Source organism: Niveispirillum sp. KHB5.9 (assembly GCF_048066115.1).
Taxonomy (GTDB): domain Bacteria; phylum Pseudomonadota; class Alphaproteobacteria; order Azospirillales; family Azospirillaceae; genus Niveispirillum.
Genome location: NZ_JBLTYX010000004.1, coordinates 217,450 through 232,363, shown reverse-complemented (window position 1 = coordinate 232,363; position 14,914 = coordinate 217,450). Strand labels below are relative to the sequence as shown.

Below are 14,914 nucleotides of genomic sequence, written 5' to 3'. Positions count from 1 at the left end.
GTAGCGGGTTCCGCCGGCCGGGTCAATATCGACCGGGTGCGGTGGAACCGCATTATGGAAGGTCCAATACCGAACCTGCGATGAGTTCAGCTCATCGCAGGTTCGGTTGGCGCGTTGAGCGCCCGCGCCCCCCATGGGCGCGTAAGCCAAGGGCGCGGATGCGCCCGCCCGGCGTTTGAGGGAACAAGTATCAAGCCGCGTCCAGCGCCGGATAATCCAGATATCCCTTCTCATCCCCGCCATAGAAGGTGGCGCGGTCGGCACTGGCCAGCGGGGCGTCCTTGCGGAAGCGTTCCACCAGATCGGGATTGGCGATATAGGGCACGCCGAACGCGATGGCGTCGGCCGCCCCGTCCCGGATCAGCCGGTCGCCGACGTCCCGCGTGATGCCGCCATTCAGGATGAACGGCCCTTTGAAGGTCCGGCGCAGCAGGCCGGCGACGCGGGTCGCACCCGGCGGCGGGCTCATATTGTGATCGTCCACCAGCGGTTCGATCACATGCAGGAAAGCCAGGTTGAACCGGTTCAGCTGTTCGGCCGCATAGCCGAATGTGGCCGCCGGATCGCTGTCCGACATGGTGTGATAGGCGCCGTTGGGGCTGAAACGGATGCCGACGCGCCCGCCGCCCAGCACGTCGGTGACGGCTGCCACCACCTCCAGCATGAAGCGGTTGCGCCCCTCCACCGATCCGCCATAGCGGTCGGTACGCTGGTTCGATCCGCTGCGCAGGAACTGATCGATCAGGTAGCCGTTGGCGCCGTGCAGTTCGATCGCATCGAATCCGGCCGCCTTGGCATTCTCCGCCGCCTTGGCGAAATCGGCGACGATACCCGCGATCTCATCCGTTTCCAGGGCGCGCGGCGTTTCGTAATCCAGCATGCCCTGGGGCGTGAAGGCCTTGCCGTCGGGTTGCAGGGCGCTGGGCGCAACCGGCAGCGCACCACCGGGCTGCAACACCCGGTGCGACAGGCGGCCGACATGCCAGAGCTGGGCCGCGATGCGGCCGCCGGCGGTATGCACGGCATCGGTCACCCCGCGCCATCCCGCCACCTGTTCGGGGCTGAAGATGCCGGGCGTGAAGGCATAACCCTGGCCCTGCTGCGTGATCTGGGTGCCTTCGGTGATCAGCAGGCCGGCGCTGGCGCGCTGCACGTAATATTTGGCCGTCGCCTGGGTGGCAACGTCGCCCTTGCCGGCGCGCGACCGGGTCATCGGCGCCATGATGACGCGGTTGGGCAGGTCCAGTGCGCCCAGGCGCAGCGGGGAAAGCAGGTTGGTCTGGCTCATGTGGGAAAGTCCCTGAAGCAGAATGTTGCGGTGCGTCACGGCCGTTTGCGGCGGCGCACCATGGTTCATGCACCCAGGTGTAGCGATACCCTTGGCCGCGACAAGTGATGACGGTCACCGGCCGGCTTTTCGTTATGAAACGGTGACAGGCCTGCATGACCGCTCGCATTTCGCGTGCGATGCGATAGGATGGCGTGCGGGCCGCCTTGGTGCCCGCGTCACATACCTCGAGAAGATGGTTTCGCTTGAACTCGCCGCGGTCCTGTTCCTGATCCTGTTGAACGGGTTCTTCGCCATGTCGGAACTGGCCGTGGTCTCGGCCCGGAAAATCCGGCTCCAGCAGATGGCCGAGGAAGGAAGCCGTGGCGCGAAAACCGCGCTGTCCCTTCAGGAGGACCCCTCCCGTTTCCTTTCCACGGTGCAGATCGGCATCACGCTGATCGGTGTCATCAATGGTGCCGTCGGCGGCGCCACCCTGGCCGAACGGCTGGCCCCGGTGCTTGACGCCATACCTGCGCTGACCGGCTATGGCGAGACGCTGTCCATCGCCTTGGTGGTCATGGCCATCACCTATCTGTCGCTGATCGCCGGCGAACTGGTGCCCAAGCGCATCGCGCTGAACAATGCCGAAGCCATCGCCAGCTTCGCCGCCCCCATCATGCGTTCGCTGTCGCGCGCCACCGCCCCCTTCGTCTGGTTGCTGGGCGCCAGCACCGAAGCCATGCTGAAGCTGCTGCGCGTACCGGAAAAGCCGGAACAGACGGTGACGGAAGAAGAGGTGAAGAGCCTGATCGCCGAGGGCACGGCCACCGGTGTGTTCGATCCCGGCGAGAAGCGGATGATCGAGGGCGTGATGCGCCTGGCCGACCGCACGGTCCGTTCCATCATGACGCCGCGTCCGGAAGTGATGTGGCTGGATATCGATGACGAGCCGGAGAACATCAAGCGCGAGATCCGCGAGACCCACCACAGCCGCTTCCCCGTCTGCCGGGGCGATTTCGATGATGTCATCGGCGTCATCCATACCAAGGACCTGCTGCACCGCCTGTTGCAGGGCGGGTCGTTCGACCTGCGCGCCGATGTGCGCGATGCCCTGGTCGTGCATGATGGCACGGAGGTCATGCGCCTCTTGGACTTGTTCAAGAAGTCGGGCGAGCAGATGGCCATTGTCGTGGATGAATATGGCACGGTGGAGGGTATCACCACCCTGACCGACGTGCTGGAAGGCATCGCCGGCGAACTGCCCGACGAGGGTGGCGAGGACAGCGACATCGTCCGGCGCGAGGATGGCTCCCTGCTGATCGACGGCATGATGGCCGTGGAAGAGGTGGAGGCGCATCTGGGCCTGAAGAGCCTGCGCGACGAGGATAGCGGCTATCACACGCTGGCCGGCTTCCTGCTGTTCAAGCTGGGCCGCATCCCCACCGCCGGCGAGTATGCCGACCATGACGGCTACCGGTTCGAGGTGGTGGACATGGATGGGCGGCGCATCGACAAGGTCCTGGTGGTCCCCACGCCCGACGCGTGAGACGTTGGGGACATCGCGTTCCAGCAGGGAACAGTCCGGTCCCGACCGCCGTTGCTTCACTGACATGTGACAGCGGAGGTCCCGGAAATGCTGAAGATTGCTGCCATCGCCTTCATGCCGATCGCCGCGGTGCTGTTCGGCTTCATGGCTATCGGCCTGGCCATGGTGCCAGGTCTCAGAAGCGAGTTCGCCCTGGCCGTGCTGGCCTTTTACGGGGCGGCCGTGCTGAGTTTCCTGCTGGCCATTCCGCTTTCCTTCATGGTGGCGCGGCGGATGGCGGGCCGGCGGGAGAAGCGGGTGGCATCCACCGGCCGTGGCCTGCATCCGGCCCATTGATACCGTTGGCGTGACACCTATCCCATGAAGTAGGCGCACAGCTTGTTGCCGTCCAGGTCGCGGGTGTAACAGAAATACCATTCCGGTCCCCGCACCCCGGGTGCCCCCTCGCAGGTTCCGCCCAGTTCCAGCACCTTGGCATGGAAGGCTTCCACCTCCGCCCGGCTGTCCAGACAGAAGGCGAACATGGATCCATTGCCCACCGTCGCGGGCTGGCCGTTGAACGGTCCCAGGACGCCGAATTGCGGCTGTCCGCGCCGCCCGTAAAGGCGCCCGCCCGACGGATGTTCGAGGATCGGCTTCAATCCGACCTGGGCCATCAATGTGTCATAGAAAATCTTCGCCGCCGTCAGCTGGTTCGATCCCACCGTGGCATAAGTCAGGGTACCCATGCGTTTCCTCCATCTTAATGGTTGCGGCCGATGATGCCGTACGCGAGCCGCCACATCATCCCTGAAATCGCCTTAATGGCGGTGCATCAGCTTGTCCGGTTGGTGGCCCGGTTCTATCCTGGCCGCCGATCCCCTGAAAACGCCGTGTCCGGACCCGCCCCCTTGAGCACCCTGAACGCCCCACCCCGTTTCCGCCCCGCCGCCCCGCCGGCCAAGCGCGGCCCGTCCGGTTCGCCTCCGGGGGGGAATGGCGGGGGAGGTACCGGCGGCGGCCCGCCCAGGGAACCGGAGAACGGCAAGGCCCCGCGCAAGGCCAAGGGACCGCGCAAGACCTGGGGCAAGCGCATCCTGTCGGGCCTGATCGCCACCGGCATCTGGTGCGTGATCGTGGCGGCCGGTGTCGTGGCCTATGTCGCCCATGACATGCCCAGCATTTCCGAAGTGGCGACGGCGTCGCGCCGCCCGGCCATCACCCTGGTGGCCCTGGACGGGACGGAGTTCCAGCGGCTGGGCGATCTGCGCGGGGAAACGCTGGATGCCAGCGAGTTGCCCAAGCATTTCATCCAGGCCCTGGTCGCCACCGAGGACCGGCGCTTCTTCCGCCATTTCGGCGTCGACCCGATGGGCATCCTGCGCGCGGCCTATGCCAACCATCAGGCGGGCCGCACAGTGCAGGGCGGGTCGACCCTGACCCAGCAGCTGGCCAAGAACCTGTTCCTGACGCCGGACCAGAATTTCAAGCGCAAGGCGCAGGAAGCCCTGCTGGCCGTGCAGCTGGAAGCCACATACAGCAAGGAACAGATCCTCACCGCCTATCTGAACCGCGTCTATCTGGGGGCCGGCACCTTCGGCGTGGATGCCGCCGCCCGCACCTATTTCAACAAGTCGGCGCGGAACCTGACGCTTCGTGAATCGGCGATCATCGTCGGGTTGCTGAAGGCGCCGTCGCGCTATGCCCCCACGGCCAGCCTGAACCGCGCCACCCAGCGCATGGGCGTGGTCCTGCGCGCCATGCTGGATGAGGGGTACATTACGCCGGCCCAGTATGACGCCGCCATGGCGGCACCACCGGCGCCGGCCCGCAAGCAGGATGATGACGGCGACGGCCGCTATTTCGCGGGCTGGGTCGCCGACCAGCTGCCGGCGTTTGTCGGGGCCGACCATGGCGACCTGATCGTCTACACCACCTTCGATCCCGGCCTGCAGCGCCTGGCCGAACAGAAGGTGGTGGAGATGCTGAAGGGTCCGGGCGCCGATGCCAAGGTCAGCCAGGCGGCAGCATTGGTGATGACCCCGGACGGCGCCATCCGGTCGATGATCGGCGGCAAGGATTACAGCAGCAGCGAATTCAACCGCGCCACCCAGGCCATGCGCCAGCCCGGCTCCGCCTTCAAGCCTGTCGTCTATCTGGCCGCGCTGGAGGAGGGGTGGAGCGAGTACAGCACCGTCCTGGACGCCCCCTACCGCAAGGCCAAATGGAACCCCGGCAATTATGACGGACGCTTCCGCGGCGATGTCAGCCTGCGCGACGCGCTGGCCCATTCGCTGAACACCGCAACCATCCGGCTGGCCGAAACGGTGGGCATCGACAATGTCCGTCATGCCGCCAAGCGCCTGGGCCTGACCACGCCGATGCGCCGTGACCTGTCGCTGGCGTTGGGTACGTCGGAAGTGACCCTGCTGGACCTGACCGGTGCCTATGCCACGCTGGCCAATGGCGGGGAGGCGGTGATCCCCTATGGTATCCTGGAAATCCGCGACACGGGCGGCGGCATCCTTTATCAGCGCCAGGGATCGTCGGCCGGCTTCGCCGTGGCGGCCCCGCATGTGGAGGCGATGAACCGCCTGCTGTCCGGCCCCGTCACCTATGGTACCGGCAAGGCCGCCATGCTGGACCGGCCCACGGTGGGCAAGACCGGCACGACCCAGGATTACAAGGATGCCTGGTTCATGGGCTATACCGCCGATCTGGTGGGTGGCGTCTGGCTGGGCAATGATGACGGCACGCCGATGAAGAAGGTCACGGGCGGTGGCCTGCCGGCCAAGCTGTGGCATGCGATCATGATGGATGCCCACCAGGGACTGCCGGCCCGCGGTCTGCCCGGTCTGGGCGGGGCGCCGTCGGTGGCGGCGGTGGAAGAGGCGGCGACCATGACGCCCGAGCCCGTCTCCGAACTGCCGGCTGATGGCACCATCCTGCAGACGGCCGAGGGTGCACCCCCGTCGGAACCGCCGCCGGCCCAGGAAGGTGGTGATCCGATCGGCGATCTGCTGCGCCGCCTGACGGGACGGTGAGGGTTTCGCCCAAAGAGTTTCGTCTTCGGCCACATTCTGAAGGCCCCCAGCCCCTCCGGGTTGGGGGCTTCTTCGTTTTCGCGATGGCCTAAGTGGTGGATTTCGCCACTCCTTTGCCGATGTCGCCAGTTTTGCCACTGCTTCCCATCGGCATCTTTCGGAAGAATGGCGGAAATCCGCCATTTTCCGGGCGGCGTCCGCACTTGGCACGCCCTTTGCTTTTATGTCTGCATGGCTGAAACGGCCACCGAAATTCGAACCCGATGGAGATGACGATGACCACGATGACCTTCTTCGCCAAGCGCGCCGCCCGCACCGCCAAGGTTACCGGCGACCTGAACCTGTCGAGCCTGACCGAGATGGTTCCGGTGCTGGTCGCCGCCCTGGCCTCGGTCATGATGCTGAACATGATGATCTGATCACCGCATCTTTCCAGCACGATCCCAAATCTACCCTGTTCAGAAGGAGCCCCAAAATGGGCCTGATCGACCGCCTCGGTGATGTCATCAACGCCAACCTGTCCAGCCTGCTGGACCGTTCGGCGGACCCGGAGCAGACGCTGAACCAGGCGATCCGGGAGATGGAGGATACGCTCTCCGAAGTGCGCTGCGGCACCGTGCGCATGATCGCGGAGAAGAAGGAACTGGCCGCCAACTGGCGCGCCGCCGAGTTCGAGATGCTGGAATGGGAACGCAAGGCGGAGATCGCCCTGTCTCATAACCGCGAGGACCTGGCCCGCGCCGCCCTGGGTGCCAAGGAAGAAATCCGCCGCGCCGCGGCACCCGCCGAGGCGGAGATCAAGGCCCTGGAAGCGGCCATTGCCCGGATGACGGAAGATGCCCGCGCCCTGGAGGACAAGCTGGCCGAGGCGCATGCCCGCCGCCGCAGCCTGGCCACCCGCTACCGCGGCGCCGTCGACCGGCTGCGGGCCCGGACCAGCCTCTATGATGGCCGCCTGGACGAGGCGCTGGCCCGCAGCCGTGAACTGGAACGCGAGATCGACCATGTGGAAGCCGCCGGCGACGCCCTGTCCATGGGCCGCCCCCGCAGCCTGAAAGACGAGTTTGCGACGCTGGAGAGCAAAGGCCGGGTCGAGGATGAACTGACCGCGCTGAAGAAGCGGGTCGCCGAGCGCAACGGCAATAACGCCGCCTGAAGAGATTGAGCTTACCCCTGGCGCCGGTGAGAGCGACGGGGTTCCCGATAGACATATGGAACGATGGAGAGAAACGTGAGCCGCTATAACCGCCATTTCGACCGCTTCGCCAGCCGCTTCCAGGGTGGCAAGCTTTTCAAGGACAGCACCAACGGCATGATTTTCGGCGTCTGCGCCGGTGTCGCCGAATGGCTGGGGATCAGCCGCCTGTGGGTGCGCATCGCCGCCGTGCTGAGCATGATCTTCCTGGGCGGCACGACGATCATCGCCTACTTCGTGGCGGCTCTGGTTCTGTCCAACCGCCCGGCGGCGGCCAAGTATGACCGCTATGCCCGCGCCTTCGGCGAGGATTACCGGGAGTGGCGCCGTTAAGAAGCGGCGCTCGGTTCAGGGAGAATGGAACAGGCGGGGCCGAGGGGACCCGCCTGTTCCTTTTTGAAGGTCAGTTGAGGCGGGCCGTCAGCGTGACGCCCAGGGCGCGGGCGATGATGTCCAGCGCGTCGGCGATATAGGCGGCATTGCCGCTGGCCAGGGCATCATCCAGCAATTCCTGCTGTGCCTCCGGCGTCGTCATGTATTTGGCCGGGTCGAATGGCTTGGTCGCTTCCATCATAGATTCTCCAGGGCCGGTGCCAGTATATCACTCCGCCGCCGCCTTGAACGGCCGCAGCGGTTTGGCGTTGCGGCCGGCGGGGGAGATGTCGGTGACGCTCCAGGGGCGCTTGGCGCCGAGCGCCTCCGCCACGGAAAGCCCGGCCGACAGCCCATCCTCATGGAAGCCATAGCCCAGATAGGCGCCGCAGAACCAGGTGCGGCGCACGCCCTGGATGCGGGCGAAGCTGCCCTGGGCCCGGACGGCGGCGGCGTCGAACATGGGGTGGTCGTAGATGAATTCCCGGATGCGATATTCCGGGCGCGGCGGCTGGATCGGGTTCAGGGTCACGAACAGGGGGTTCGTCTCGTCGATGCCCTGCAACTCGTTCATCCAGTAGGTCACGGCGACCTTGGCGTTGCGGTCACGGGTATCCCTGGCCAGATAGTTCCAGGCCGACCAGGCCTTGGGCCGCTTGGGCATCAGGGCCGGATCGCGATGCAGATGGGCGCGGTTCAGCTGATAGCGGAAGGCGCCCAGCAGCAGTTTCTCCTGCTCGTCCGCGTCGGTCAGCATGGACAGGGCCTGATCGGCATGGGTGGCGATGATGGCCTGGTCGAACTGGCTTTCCTGCCCGTCCGTGTCACGCAGCAATACGCCGGCCGGCGTGCGGCGCAGCGCGATGATGGCGCGGTCGGTATGGAAACGCCCGGCCAGCGTGTCGGCCAGGATGCGCACGTAAGTGTGGCTGCCACCCTTGACCGTGAACCATTGCGGCCGGTTCTTGATCTTCAGCAGGCCGTGGTTCTGGAAAAAGCGGATGAAGCTCTGTGCCGGGAAGGACAGCATTTCCGAGATGGTGGAGGACCAGATGGCTGCGCCCATGGGCAGCAGATGGTCATAGATGAAGCGGTGGCCATAGCGGCCGGCATCCAGATATTCGCCGAGCGTCATCCCGATGGCCTTGGCATCGCGCAGCAGCTTGGGAGCCTGGCGGTAGAAGCGCAGGATGTCGCGCAGCATCAGGTGATAGGTGGGCGACAGCAGGTTGCGCTTCTGCGCGAACATGCCGGCGAGATTGCTGCCGGAATATTCCAGGCGGCCACGGTCCAGGCTGACGGCGAAACTCATGGTGCAGGGCAGGGACGGCACGCCCAGATGGGCGAACAGGGCGATCAGGTTGGGGTATGTCGCGGCATTGAACACGCTGAAGCCGGTATCAACGGCCACGCTTTTCCCATCCCTGTCCGCCACCGCCACACTGTTGGAATGGCCGCCCAGATAGTCGTTCTGTTCGAACAGGGTCACGTCGTGCCCATGCCGGTTCAACAGCCAAGCGGCGCTGAGGCCGGTGATGCCGGCACCGATGACCGCGATCCTCATGGCACCCTTCCTTCAGTCCGGCTCCGCCGGGGTCCTTCAATCCGGCTCCACCGGGTCGCCCCGCATGGCGGCGAAGGCGTCCAGCGCGCGCTGCCGGCCCAGCGCATGATCGATGACCGGGGCGGGATAGTCTCGGCCGAGCATAATCCCGGCCCCGCGTAGCACCATTGGCGGTGCCGTCCATGGGGCATGGATATATTTGTCCGGCAAATGTTTCAGTTCGGGTAGCCATTGTCGCACATATCGCCCGTCCGGGTCGAATTTCTGCCCCTGCAAAATGGGATTGAACACCCGGAAATAGGGGGCGGCATCGGCGCCGCAGCCGCCGATCCATTGCCAGCCGGCGGCATTGTTGGCCAGATCGGCATCGACCAGCGTGTCCCAGAACCAATCCTGCCCCGCCTGCCACGGCAGAAGCAGGTGTTTGACCAGCAACGACCCCACGATCATCCGCACGCGGTTATGCATCCAGCCGGTTTCCCAGAGTTGGCGCATGCCGGCATCGATGATGGGATAGCCGGTGCGGCCCCGCTGCCAGGCCGACAGGGCGGCATCGTCGCTGGCCCAGGGGAACGCCTCGAACTGCGGGGCCAGCGGGCGCTCCGGCATGTGCGGGAAATGGTAGAGCAGCCCATGGCAGAATTCCCGCCAGCCGATCTCGCGCAGGAAGCTGTCCATCTGCGCCTGGAAGCTTTCGGACGCCTTGGCACCGGCTTGTTTGGCGGCGTGCCAGACCTGACGGGGAGAGATTTCGCCGAAATGCAGGTGCGGCGACAGGCGCGAGGTGCCGTCGATCCCCGGCACGTCACGGCCGGCGGCGTAGTTGCTGGCGCCATGGGAAAGGAATTGCGCCAGCCGTGCCGATGCCGCCGCTTCCCCCACGCCCACCCCATCGGCCCAGGTGCGGCGGAGGCCACCGGCCCAGTCGGGGCTTGTGGGCAGCAGGGCCCAGTCGGACAGGCTGTCGCCCGCCGGCCGGTCGGGGCAGGGGATCAGACGTTCAGGGGCGGGCAGGGGCGGTTGCGGATCGGTCACCGACAGGCAGGCCCGCCAATAGGGGGTGAAGACCTTGTAGGCGGTGCCGGCCCCGCTCAACACCTCCCACGGTTCGTTCAGCAGTCCGGCCTTGAAGCTGCTGGCCTTGATCCGGCCCTTCAATGCCGCCTTCAGGCGCGAATCGCGTTCGATGGCATAGGGTTCGTAACAGCGGTTCCACACCACTTCCGCCGCCCCGATACGCTCGGCCAGATCCTCGATCACCACATCGCCCGGCCCGCGCAGCAGCAACAAGGCGGAACCCAGCCGCTCCAGCGCCGCCGACAGATGCATCAGGCTGTGATGCAGCCACCAGCGCGTGGCACTCCCCATCCTCCAGGCACCTTGGGTGATGTCGTCCAGCACATAGACGGGCAGGACCGGCTGGCCGCTGGCGGCGGCATGGGCCAGGGCCGGGTTGTCGGCCAAGCGCAGATCCTGGCGGAACCAGACGATGATCGGGTTCTGGTCGGTCATTACCGTCTGGCCGCCGCGATTTCCCGCTTTGTGGCGGCGTCGGCCGACAGGCGGGTGCTGGGCAGGGGGAACAGCCGGCCGGTACCCAGCATCCAGGCCTGGAACGGCCGGTGCAGCAGGCCGGATATGGCGGGGTCCAGCACGTTCAGCCCGCCGGCATAGGCGCCGAAGGCCGGCAGGATCATGCGGCGCCCGTCACCGGCAAAGCAGCGGGCACTGATCCATTTGCCCCGGACCACGGTGGCGGCTTTGGGGTGGTAATGGCCGGAGATTTCGCCGGCGGCCTGTGTCGGGCTGGTCGCCGCCTCATGCCGCAGGACCAGCGGCCCCTCGCGCAGCTCATCCGGCACCACGGTGCCACCCCAGCCGGGCGGCGGGGCCGGATCATGGTTGCCGGCGATCCAGACCCAATCATGGGCGGCCGTCAGTGCCGCGATGTGCCGCCCGTCGGCATCCGACACGCGGCCGGCGGCATCCCGGTCATGGAAACTGTCGCCCAGGCAGATGACGCGGGTCGGCTTCCACGCGGCACACAGCGCCTCCAGCCGTGCCAGGGTGGCGGCGGTGTCGTAGGGGGGCAGGAACTGGCCATGCCGGGCGAAGGCCGATCCCTTCTCCAGATGCAGGTCGGCGACCAGCAGCCAGCCGCGCGTGGGCCAGAACAGGGCCCCGGCTGGATCGGCCTTCAGCGTGGCGCCGTTCAGCAGGATGTCCATCAGGCGACCGTCACCGTGCCGTCGGCGGCCAGCGGCCAGTGGGGATTGAAGGCGATTTCCCAGTAATGGCCATCGGGGTCGGCGAAGATGCCGCTATAGCCGCCCCAGACCTGTTCGGTGGGCGGACGCACCAGCCGGCCGCCGCGGGTCAGTGCGAAGGAGACCAGCCGATCCACCTCCGCCCGGTCATGGACATTATGGGCCAGCATGGTGGGGCCATGGGCGACCTTGCCGGCATCGCCCGCGATCTCATTTTCGAAATCCGCCGCGGCCAGCAGGGCCAGCCCGATGCCACCCATCTGGAAGAAGGCCACGGATGCCTGGCTTCCCGGCGTCGGCTGCCATCCCAGATCCTCGTAGAAGCCGCGCGCCCGTGCGATGTCGGCGACGCGCAGGGTGACCAGGGTGATGCGCTGTTCCATGGGACGGCTCCTCGCTTCGGCTGGGCCCCATTCACCCACAGCGGCGGGTAAACCGCAAGGGTGGCGGTGGATGATGGGCGGCGATGGACCCTACCCCTATGGTGTCGATCCCCTTGTCGGCACCAGCGATTGAGTTCCAGGCATTCGATTGCAAGTCGGCAGGCAATGGTACCTATACGAATTCGTTCCTGTTTATTGCCTCTTTCAAGGAATTGAAACTTTCTCTACAATAAATCGATTGGAGAGAGTCCGAGGCTTCTTGTGCTGAACGGGGTCATAGAGCTGGTCCGATTTGCGGTCGTCACGTTCCTGGCAGCGGTTGCCGCCAACGTGATCGTGTCGCTGGTCGCCTATGCCTGTGCCAAGATGATCCGGGTGCAGGGGCAGGAGACGGCGATGCGCGACCGGCTGGCGCGCTATGCCCGCATCGCCACCGGCCTCACCAATCGGGTGGAGGCGCGCAAAAACACCGCCGCCGGGGCCGCCACCCATCTGTTTGGCGCCCAGCGCCACGAGAAGCAGCTGAAGGGCCGCATCCGAGAACTGGAGAACAGTCCTCATCGCTTCGTGCGCATGATCGGGGCGGAGCAGTTCCCCAACAAGCCTTACGAATTCCTGGTCATCAACACCTCGGTCGCACACCAGGTGAAGCGCGGGGAGAAGCACCCATTCTATGACAGCAGCTGGGCGCAACCCTGCCCCGTCCATGTCTGGGCGCGCGGGCCGGAAGAGGCGAAGGCGGAATTCGAACGGGTCTATCCCAAGGCGTCGGGTTTCAAAGCCGTCTATGCCCAGCCGCTGACAGGGGCGGCGGCACCCAAGGACAGTTCGGAAGGGGACGGCGTGGAAACCGCCGACGACCCGGAAATGGAGCCGGCATGAGCGGCTTCACCATCGCACTGGCCCTGATGATCGTGTTCCTGTCGGTGAAGCCCACCGTGCTGAAGGCCAACCGCACCATCAAGGAGGCCAAGCGGGCGATGATCGAGTTGCGGCGGCGGCAGCAGGCGCTCAGCAACAAGATCCGCGCCTTGGCGCGCGAAAGCCTGGGGCAGCGCCTGACCGCCGGCCAGGACGACCACGAGGCCGATGAACTGGCCAATCGCACCGACCATCTGAAGCGGACGATCGAGTTGCTGGAGGCGGAGGATCGCCGGGTCCTGGTCATGGATGAGCGGCGCGGCCTTTCGGAGACGGGCTGGATCATCTGTGTCCGCCGCCGGCCGGATGCGGCATCGCCGCTGGAACCCAGCAACATCACCCGGCTTTGGGACGAAGGGCGCTACGTCTTCTTCTTCGCCACCGATATGCCGCGGGCCCGCCGCAAGGTGCTGCTGCGCTTTTCGGAGGAGAATGGCTTCAGCATCGTCGATGTGAAGCCGCATGAGGGCGATCTGTCCGATCCGCCGGCGCTGGGCGCCCATAATCCGGACAAGCAGAAGCAGAGCGCGTAGGTCAGGTCGAAGGCGAAGCCCCAGCCCTGACAGCAAAGCTATTTGCCATTCCGTCAGGGCTCGCCTTCGGCTCGACCTGACCGACAGGATCAGGCCGTGATGTCGATGATATAGCCGCGATGCTGGGTGGGGCGCACCGGTTCCAGAATGACCGGCCGCACAGGTTCCAGCCGCACAGGCTGCACCGGCGGCAGGTTGCGGTCCGGCAATTGCGACGCCGGAGCCGGCCGGGGCGGTGGCGGGGCCGGTGCCGGGTCGGCCGAACGGCGGCCCGGCGCCCCTTCGGGGGGCGGTGGGGCGGGAGCCGTGTAGCTGCCGGTGTTTCTGGATATGCCGTCGACGGCCATGATCGGATGCCCTGGATGGACCTGGGGAGCATCATAACGTGCGCTTCATCCACGTTGAATTGCGCAATTGGATAGTCTGTCGCAGGTGATTCGCGGATCGTGGGCGCATGCCTCATTTGGAGGCAGCCGCTGCCCAGGCACAGTGCAGATAAAAAAACGGCCGGAAAACCGTAAGGTTTCCGGCCGAGTTGAACAGGGAGGCTTCACGTCTGGGAGACGCTGGGTCAAGGACCCAACCCCGACCGGGTAAATCGGGGCGAAACATCGCTGCTGCGTCGCAGCAGCGATGGCCCAAGATTTAAGCATCTTGGCCGATTATACCAGGGGTGAAGCCAAAGCGGAGTTATGCGTTTTGAGCATGGCTCGATGGGAAGGTCTCGGCGACCTTCTTGACGAGGAAATCGCGGAATACGGCGATGCGCTTGGAATGGCGCAGTTCCTCCGCGTACACGAAATAGGCATCGATGCGCGGCCCGCTGACTTCCGGCAGGACGCGGACGATGTCGGGCTGGTTGTCGACGACATAATCGGGCAGCGACGCGATGCCCAGGCCGGACTGAACGGCGCGGAACATGGCGTACAGGCTGTTGACGCGCAGCGCGGTGTGGCGTTCGCCACCCGGCGGGTCGCCGACATGCAGGGCCCAGTTGATGTTGGTGACCGGTGCCCGCGCCTCGTTCGGGTAGGCGATCAGGTCGTGCTGGTCCAGTTCGGCCACCGATTGCGGGGTGCCGCGCTTTTCCAGATAAGACTTGTGGGCGTACAGGTGCACGCGCACCGTCATCAGGTGGCGCTGGATCAGGTCGGGCTGGCGCGGGGCCGACAGGCGGATGGCGATATCCGCCTCGCGCATCGACAGGTCCAGCTCGTTATCGTCCAGCAGCAGGGTGAGCTGCACATCCGGATAGAGCGACAGGAAGTCCTTCACCCGCGGCGTCAGCCAGGTGGAGCCGAGCGCGATGGTGGTGGTGACCTTCAGCGGGCCCTTCGGATGCTCCTTCGATTCGGAGAGCATGGCCTCCGTCATCGAGAGCTTGGCGAACACTTCCCGCGCGGTGCGATACAGCAGCTCGCCCTGTTCCGTCAGGATCAGCCCGCGCGCGTGGCGATGGAACAGCGGCACATGGAGGCTTTCCTCCAGCGCGCTGATCTGCCGGCTGACCGCCGACTGGCTGAGGTTCAGGGTTTCCCCCGCATGCGTGAAGCTGCCCGCCTCCGCCACAGCGTGAAAGACGCGAAGCTTGTCCCAGTCCATGGACCCGTCCCTAGATAGTGGCGCAACTGCCGAACGCCGGATGACGCCCTGGCGCCCCGTCTGTTGGTCGGACACGGGAATGCGCCCGACGCATGGATGATATACAGAGGCCGCCGCCAAAGCTAGGGCTTGTCACGGATTTGTCGATTTACCGCTAGCTATCGTATTGTTCTTGCAACAGTTCGCTGAAGGAGCGAAGCGCAAGCCCCTGCGAAAGAGGTAAAGCACCTGTCGGCTT

17 protein-coding genes are annotated in these 14,914 nt (G+C 65.7%); 8 read left to right on the top strand and 9 right to left on the bottom strand.

Translation table 11 applies throughout. From position 1 onward, the window contains the following. Window positions 1-190: 190 nt before the first annotated feature. Entirely contained in the window at window positions 191-1,288 is a 1,098-nt protein-coding gene (locus ACM9HJ_RS09945; protein ID WP_416571563.1) for an alkene reductase, read from the bottom strand. Between the two features lie 235 nt (window positions 1,289-1,523). On the opposite strand from ACM9HJ_RS09945, the gene ACM9HJ_RS09940 reads away from it, so the two are divergent. Together ACM9HJ_RS09940 and ACM9HJ_RS09935 are read left to right on the top strand one after the other, a co-directional pair. Further along, complete coding sequence (locus ACM9HJ_RS09940) at window positions 1,524-2,816, top strand: hemolysin family protein (protein WP_416571562.1); 1,293 nt, start codon at window positions 1,524-1,526, stop codon at window positions 2,814-2,816. A gap of 87 nt (window positions 2,817-2,903) precedes the next feature. After that, entirely contained in the window at window positions 2,904-3,152 is a 249-nt protein-coding gene (locus ACM9HJ_RS09935; protein WP_416571561.1) for a hypothetical protein, read from the top strand. Between the two features lie 17 nt (window positions 3,153-3,169). On the opposite strand, the gene ACM9HJ_RS09930 is transcribed toward ACM9HJ_RS09935, so the two are convergent. After that, the gene (locus ACM9HJ_RS09930; RefSeq protein WP_416571560.1) at window positions 3,170-3,544 is read right to left on the bottom strand and encodes a VOC family protein; all 375 of its coding nucleotides are present in this window, start codon (window positions 3,542-3,544) and stop codon (window positions 3,170-3,172) included. A gap of 162 nt (window positions 3,545-3,706) precedes the next feature. Here ACM9HJ_RS09930 and ACM9HJ_RS09925 point away from each other — a divergent pair, with 162 nt between their 5' ends. The 4 genes from ACM9HJ_RS09925 (at window position 3,707) to ACM9HJ_RS09910 (ending at window position 7,367) form a co-directional block, all read left to right on the top strand. After that, complete coding sequence (locus tag ACM9HJ_RS09925; protein ID WP_416571559.1) at window positions 3,707-5,839, top strand: transglycosylase domain-containing protein; 2,133 nt, start codon at window positions 3,707-3,709, stop codon at window positions 5,837-5,839. Between the two features lie 275 nt (window positions 5,840-6,114). Next, window positions 6,115-6,258: a hypothetical protein gene (locus tag ACM9HJ_RS09920; RefSeq protein ID WP_416571558.1), complete on the top strand. Its 144-nt coding sequence runs from the start codon at window positions 6,115-6,117 to the stop codon at window positions 6,256-6,258. Window positions 6,259-6,314: 56 nt separating this feature from the next. Continuing rightward, entirely contained in the window at window positions 6,315-6,995 is a 681-nt protein-coding gene (locus tag ACM9HJ_RS09915) for a PspA/IM30 family protein (protein WP_416571557.1), read from the top strand. Window positions 6,996-7,070: 75 nt separating this feature from the next. Next, a complete protein-coding gene (locus ACM9HJ_RS09910; RefSeq protein WP_416571556.1) occupies window positions 7,071-7,367 on the top strand; it encodes a PspC domain-containing protein in 297 nt (98 codons plus the stop codon). 70 nt (window positions 7,368-7,437) lie between these two features. Here ACM9HJ_RS09910 and ACM9HJ_RS09905 read toward each other — a convergent pair whose 3' ends face one another. The 5 genes from ACM9HJ_RS09905 to ACM9HJ_RS09885 are packed head-to-tail and all read right to left on the bottom strand — an operon-like array spanning window position 7,438 to window position 11,620. Further along, window positions 7,438-7,608 (bottom strand): DNA-binding protein, encoded by a 171-nt coding sequence (locus ACM9HJ_RS09905; protein ID WP_416571555.1) that lies wholly within the window; start codon window positions 7,606-7,608, stop codon window positions 7,438-7,440. Between the two features lie 27 nt (window positions 7,609-7,635). Next, window positions 7,636-8,970 (bottom strand): NAD(P)/FAD-dependent oxidoreductase, encoded by a 1,335-nt coding sequence (locus ACM9HJ_RS09900; protein ID WP_416571554.1) that lies wholly within the window; start codon window positions 8,968-8,970, stop codon window positions 7,636-7,638. 36 nt (window positions 8,971-9,006) lie between these two features. Beyond that, window positions 9,007-10,482: a cryptochrome/photolyase family protein gene (locus ACM9HJ_RS09895; protein WP_416571553.1), complete on the bottom strand. Its 1,476-nt coding sequence runs from the start codon at window positions 10,480-10,482 to the stop codon at window positions 9,007-9,009. After that, on the bottom strand, window positions 10,482-11,198 hold the full coding sequence (gene pdeM, locus ACM9HJ_RS09890) for a ligase-associated DNA damage response endonuclease PdeM (RefSeq protein WP_416571552.1): 717 nt from the start codon (window positions 11,196-11,198) through the stop codon (window positions 10,482-10,484). The genes ACM9HJ_RS09895 and pdeM overlap by 1 nt, the downstream gene beginning before the upstream one ends. Next, window positions 11,198-11,620 (bottom strand): VOC family protein, encoded by a 423-nt coding sequence (locus ACM9HJ_RS09885; RefSeq protein WP_416571551.1) that lies wholly within the window; start codon window positions 11,618-11,620, stop codon window positions 11,198-11,200. The genes pdeM and ACM9HJ_RS09885 overlap by 1 nt, the downstream gene beginning before the upstream one ends. Window positions 11,621-11,881: 261 nt before the next feature. Here ACM9HJ_RS09885 and ACM9HJ_RS09880 point away from each other — a divergent pair, with 261 nt between their 5' ends. Both ACM9HJ_RS09880 and ACM9HJ_RS09875 read left to right on the top strand, forming a co-directional pair. Further along, complete coding sequence (locus ACM9HJ_RS09880; protein ID WP_416571550.1) at window positions 11,882-12,502, top strand: hypothetical protein; 621 nt, start codon at window positions 11,882-11,884, stop codon at window positions 12,500-12,502. Further along, window positions 12,499-13,074 carry a hypothetical protein gene (locus tag ACM9HJ_RS09875; RefSeq protein WP_416571549.1) on the top strand — a complete coding sequence of 192 codons (576 nt, stop codon included), beginning with the start codon at window positions 12,499-12,501 and terminating at the stop codon, window positions 13,072-13,074. The genes ACM9HJ_RS09880 and ACM9HJ_RS09875 overlap by 4 nt, the downstream gene beginning before the upstream one ends. Before the next feature lie 89 nt (window positions 13,075-13,163). On the opposite strand, the gene ACM9HJ_RS09870 is transcribed toward ACM9HJ_RS09875, so the two are convergent. Together ACM9HJ_RS09870 and ACM9HJ_RS09865 are read right to left on the bottom strand one after the other, a co-directional pair. Further along, window positions 13,164-13,421 carry a hypothetical protein gene (locus ACM9HJ_RS09870; RefSeq protein ID WP_416571548.1) on the bottom strand — a complete coding sequence of 86 codons (258 nt, stop codon included), beginning with the start codon at window positions 13,419-13,421 and terminating at the stop codon, window positions 13,164-13,166. A gap of 343 nt (window positions 13,422-13,764) precedes the next feature. Next, on the bottom strand, window positions 13,765-14,676 hold the full coding sequence (locus ACM9HJ_RS09865; protein WP_094456896.1) for a LysR family transcriptional regulator: 912 nt from the start codon (window positions 14,674-14,676) through the stop codon (window positions 13,765-13,767). Window positions 14,677-14,914: the final 238 nt, after the last annotated feature.